The sequence below is a fragment of the bacterium genome (genome assembly GCA_024224155.1).
In the GTDB taxonomy this organism is placed as follows: domain Bacteria; phylum Acidobacteriota; class Thermoanaerobaculia; order Multivoradales; family JAHEKO01; genus CALZIK01.
The window spans coordinates 1-4,602 of record JAAENP010000446.1 but is presented as its reverse complement, the minus strand read 5'-3'; the positions used below and the strand labels follow the sequence as shown (position 1 = coordinate 4,602).

The following is a 4,602-nucleotide window of genomic DNA, read 5'->3' as shown; positions in this document are numbered from 1 at the left end:
CCCAGAGTCCGGACCACCTCTTGGAGGCGCTCGGTGCAGCGAGCCAGGACGTTGAAGAAGTGCCCCAAGCGCATCAAGCTTCAACGCTAGCCAGAACTGACCCCCTTCTGCTCGCCAAAACTGACCCACCCCAGCTGAGCCGTCTTCGCCCCGGAGACTGAACGCACCTCCGGGTCAGTCATCGTCCATCTTGGATCCTCGTCTGGTGGCGAGGAGTTTCAGAGGGATTGCGCTTCGGGTTCTCGGTGTTGGCCTGGGTATGGCCAAGCTGAGAAAGAAGCGATGTCCCTTTTGCCCGAAGCGATTCTGGCCCCACCCGCGAGTGGGTGCTCGGCAGTGGGCGTGCCGGAAACCGGAATGCCAGAAGGCCCGCCGAGCACAGACGCAGAAGGCGTGGCGGGAGAAGAATCCGGACTATTGGAAAGCGCGTCGTCTCCAGCAGCGCTCGGCGGCGGCGAAGGCGGCGGCACAGCAGGCGGCTGAGGTGGTGCGCAATGGACGCCCGGTGGCGGGTGGCAGCAGCACGGTGCGGCCTCCTCCTGTGCCTCCGGTACCTCGGGAGCTGGGAGCGTTGCCCTGGTCCTTCGCGCATGCCGAACTCGGGGTGGCGACGACGGACTTTCTGATCTTGATGCTGAAAGTGGTCTTGCTGCACGTGCAAGACCAGATCGAGCGTCAAGACCAGATCGAGGCTCAAGTGCCTGATTCTACGTGAGTTAGGTGCACTTTTCTGTGCACCGAGTGTCAAGACTAGTTATGAGCGTAAGTTGTTGATGATTCGAGACTTATGACGTTTTTTCTGAGACCGAGCGTCAAGACCAGATAGTCTGCGGGGGCAACTCAGTTCAAGCTCTGTGGCACCGCAGGCGGTGACGGTCGGCTCTCCAGCCAGCCACCCGCGGCGGCAGGAGGTGCCATGGAGCTTGAGTTTCACCAGCTGGAGCGGCGTTACGAGGCGTTGCGGGTGCTCAGCCCGCAGCGTGAGCGGCGAGTGCTGACCTCGCTGGAGGCCAGCGGTCAACAGCAACCGATCATCGTCGTGCGCCACGGCGAGGTGCCGGATCGGTACGTAGTCGTCGACGGCTACAAGCGGCTTCGGGCGCTGAAGCGTTTGAGACAGGACACGGTGCAGGCGACGCTGTGGGATCTGAGCGAAGCCGAGGCGCTGGTCTTGGAGCGCAGCCTGCGTAACGCCCCAGGCGATTCGGCGCTGGAGCAAGGGTGGCTGCTGGCGGAGCTTTCTCGCAGCGCCGGTTGGAGTCAGGAGGAACTGGCCCGGCGCTTCGACCGCAGCCCGACCTGGGTCTCGCGGCGCCTGGCCATGGTGCAAGAGCTCCCGGCGTCGGTCCAGGAGCGGATCCGCCGGGGACAGATCGCCGCGCAAGCCGCGATGAAGTCGCTGGTACCGCTGGCACGCGTGGACCGCGAGGCGTGTGAGCGCCTGTGCGACGCGATCGCCGAGCACCAGCTCAAGAGTCGCGAGATCGCCGCGCTATATGCCGCCTGGCGCGACGCGTCGCCTCCGGTTCGCCAGCGCCTGATCGAGGACCCACAGCTGTATTTGCAGGTCCAGCGCGAGCTCGAGCAAGAGCAGCCACCTCACCCGCTGGAGAGCTTGCTGCATCACCTTGATCGGCTGCTCGCCCGGGCGCGCCGCAGCGTGCGCCAGTGGCGGCGCCTGGCCGCAAAGATCCCCCCGACCCAGCGCGATCTGCTGGGTCGAGGTCTGCAGTTGCTGCTTACCGAGCTCGGGCAGTGGGCCCAGGAGCTCGAGCTCTCCGATCCCCAGCTCGACGCGTCGGACGCGCCGAGTCCACCCTTCGACAAGGAGGCCCCGGATGCTGAGCAAGTCCCTGAGAACCGCGATTCTGGAGCTTCATCGAAAAGGCCTCGGCATGCGCCGAATCGCCAAGACGCTGAAGATCTCCCGCACCTCGGTGAAGAAAGTGATCCGCTCCGAGAGCCCCGAGCCGCCTCAGGTCCTGAGGCCTTGGAAGGCCGAGTCCCATCGCCAAGAGATCCTCGAGCTCTACGCCACCTGCCGCGGCAATCTGGTGCGCGTGTGGGAGGAGCTTCAAGCCGAGAAGGTGGAGATCTCCTATCCCGCCCTGACGGCGTTCTGCCGCCACGAGGGCATCGGCCAGACGCCGAAAGTGCCGAGCGGGCGCTACCACTTCTCCCCGGGACAGGAGATCCAGCACGACACTTCCCCGCATCGCGCCCAGATCGACGGCCGGTGGCGCAAGGTCCAGACCGCGGGGGCAGTTTTGTGTCACTCGCGGATGCGTTTCGTGCAGTGCTACCCGAGGTTTCGCCGCTTCGAATGCAAGATCTTCTTGACCGAGGCGCTGCGCTTCTTCGGCGGCGCGGCGCAGGTGATGATGATCGACAACACCCACGTGGTGGTGCAGCAAGGCACCGGGGCTGTGATGATCCCGGTGCCGGAGATGGAGGCTTTCGCCCAGCGCTTCGGCTTCACCTGGAAGGCTCACGAGAAGGGCCACGCCAACCGCTCGGCGAGAGTCGAGCGGCTCTTCTGGCACGTCGAGACCAACTTCCTGGCGGGCCGGACCTTCACCGACTGGAAGGATCTGAACCAGCAGGCTCGCACCTGGTGCGAGAAGAGCAACGCGACCTACAAGAGACACCTCAAGGCCAAGCCGGTGGAGCTCTACGCCGTGGAGCGGACCCACTTGCAGCCCCTGCCGGCGTGGATCCCCGAGCCCTACCTGGTCCATCACCGGACCGTCGACGTGGAGGGCTACGTGGCGCTGGACACCAACCGTTACTCGGTACCGGAGGACTGGATCGGGCGCCAGGTCCAGGTGCGCGAGACCCAGGAGCACCTGGAGATCCAGACCCGGCGAGCCCCGGAGGTGATCCACCAGCGGGTGATCGATCCTTGCGCCAAGCGCACGACACTGCCCGAGCATCGCCGGCACCGCACCCGCCGCAAGAAGGATCCCAGCCGCGAGGAGACAGCGCTGCTGAAGCAGGCCCCCGAGATCGCCGACTACGTCGCCGAGCTGAAGAAGAAGGGGCGCAAGTCAACGACCCTGGCCCTGCGTCAACTCCTGAGGATGGTGCATGAGTACCCGCGCGAGCCACTCGTCGCCGCCATCGACCGAGCGGCTCACTACGGCCTGTTTGACCTCGATCGCGTCGAGCGGATGGTCTTGCGCCACATCGCGGACGTCTATTTCCGCCTGCCAACCACTGAGAAAGGAGACGACGAATGACCGAAGAGCTGGAACAACTGCTCAAGAGCTTGCACTTGCGCAAGATCGAAGAGCTCCTCGACGAGGAGCTGCGCCGGGCCGAGAAAGAACAGGTCCCGTACCACGAATTCCTCCTGCGCCTGGTCCGACCCCAGTGGCACGGGTGCAATTGGAACTGGTACGTGAGTGAGCGTAAGTTGGGCGGTAATGCCGTCATCATGGGTTTGGACACGACGGATGGCGTCATCGGGGGGGCTGGACAGATCTGCCGGTCTGTAGTAGACGTTCGTGGGAACTTGTTCAGGAGGAGCAAACCCATGACGAGACAGCGAAGTTTGGAGGAGCGTCTGGAGGCCCATCCGCATCTTCGAGAGCGGATTGAGGCGCTGTTGGGAATTGTCGAGGACGCTGCGGGCGACTTGGACAGGGCGGATGCGGCGGAACAGCGGGTGATCGAAGAGCTCCGGCGTATGGGCAACGACGCGTTGCAGGCCTGGGCGTCAGGCAAGGCACAGGAGAAGGAGCAGCAAGCCCGCGAAGGAGAAGACCCGGTGAGTGGGCATGGAAAAAAAACGTCTGGTGGCGGACGACGTTCGGAAAGATCTACATAGAGGAGCAGCTGTTTCTGCTCGCAGGGCACGTCATGCGGCCCTTCTGTGAGGCAGCGGCGGTCCATCACCGAGGAAACTCGATGCCGCTGCAGCGCGCGGTGGTGGACTTCGGTGCGGACAAGGCGTTTGGTCAGGCACCGAAGAAGTTGCAGGAGCACTACGGCATTACCATCCCGGTGAGCGTAGCGCGCCAGATCACGCTGCGCCACGGTGAGCGGATGGCGCCTGGCGAACTGGAGGCCGTGTGGCCGCAGCAGCCGGGTGTGGCCACGATGGTCGGACAAACCGATGGCGCCATGATCCCGATCGTGAAGATCCCGCCACCCCAGGAGGGCGAACCGACGGACGGGCGTCGGCGTCGCGCAGTGGAATGGAACGAAGGGCGTATGTCTTTAGCCTACGAGCAAGGCAAGGTTCAGCCGGTGTTCGCAGCCACCCTGGGGCTCCCGGATGAGGTTGGAGATGGACTCTTTGGATGTGCCCTACGGGCTGGCCTGGGTCAGCAAACCACCGTCCATTGCGTCGCCGATGGCGCGCCTTGGATCGCCCTTCAAGTGGAGCGTGTCTTGGGGTCTCAAGGCACCTTTCTGGTCGATTTCTACCATCTGTGTAAGTACCTCGCCGCTGCCGCCCCCTCCTGTGCGCCCGAGGATCCTGACGCTTGGATCAAGACTCAGACACGGAGGATGAAAGCCAACCAAGTCGGTGAGGTCTTGAACAGCCTGCGCCCCTATCGAGAACCTCAGAGCATCGACGACGATCACGCTCCGGTG

At 64.1% G+C, this 4,602-nt stretch carries 5 protein-coding genes and 1 pseudogene; 5 read left to right on the top strand and 1 reads right to left on the bottom strand.

Annotated elements, in window-relative coordinates; genetic code table 11:
* Window positions 1-259: 259 nt before the first annotated feature.
* Window positions 260-715 carry a hypothetical protein gene (locus GY769_21675; GenBank protein ID MCP4204527.1) on the top strand — a complete coding sequence of 152 codons (456 nt, stop codon included), beginning with the start codon at window positions 260-262 and terminating at the stop codon, window positions 713-715.
* 201 nt (window positions 716-916) lie between these two features.
* A pseudogene (locus GY769_21670) lies at window positions 917-1,486 on the top strand (ParB/RepB/Spo0J family partition protein).
* Window positions 1,487-1,492: 6 nt separating this feature from the next.
* Here GY769_21670 and GY769_21665 read toward each other — a convergent pair.
* Window positions 1,493-1,849: a hypothetical protein gene (locus GY769_21665; GenBank protein MCP4204526.1), complete on the bottom strand. Its 357-nt coding sequence runs from the start codon at window positions 1,847-1,849 to the stop codon at window positions 1,493-1,495.
* A 244-nt stretch (window positions 1,850-2,093) separates the two neighbouring features.
* Here GY769_21665 and GY769_21660 point away from each other — a divergent pair, with 244 nt between their 5' ends.
* The 3 genes from GY769_21660 to GY769_21650 form a co-directional block, all read left to right on the top strand.
* On the top strand, window positions 2,094-3,239 hold the full coding sequence (locus GY769_21660) for a transposase family protein (GenBank protein MCP4204525.1): 1,146 nt from the start codon (window positions 2,094-2,096) through the stop codon (window positions 3,237-3,239).
* Window positions 3,236-3,829, top strand: coding sequence for a hypothetical protein (locus GY769_21655; protein MCP4204524.1), 594 nt, complete (start codon window positions 3,236-3,238; stop codon window positions 3,827-3,829). The genes GY769_21660 and GY769_21655 overlap by 4 nt, the downstream gene beginning before the upstream one ends.
* A gap of 80 nt (window positions 3,830-3,909) precedes the next feature.
* Window positions 3,910-4,602: ISKra4 family transposase (locus tag GY769_21650; GenBank protein ID MCP4204523.1), on the top strand; the 693-nt coding region annotated here is incomplete at its 3' end.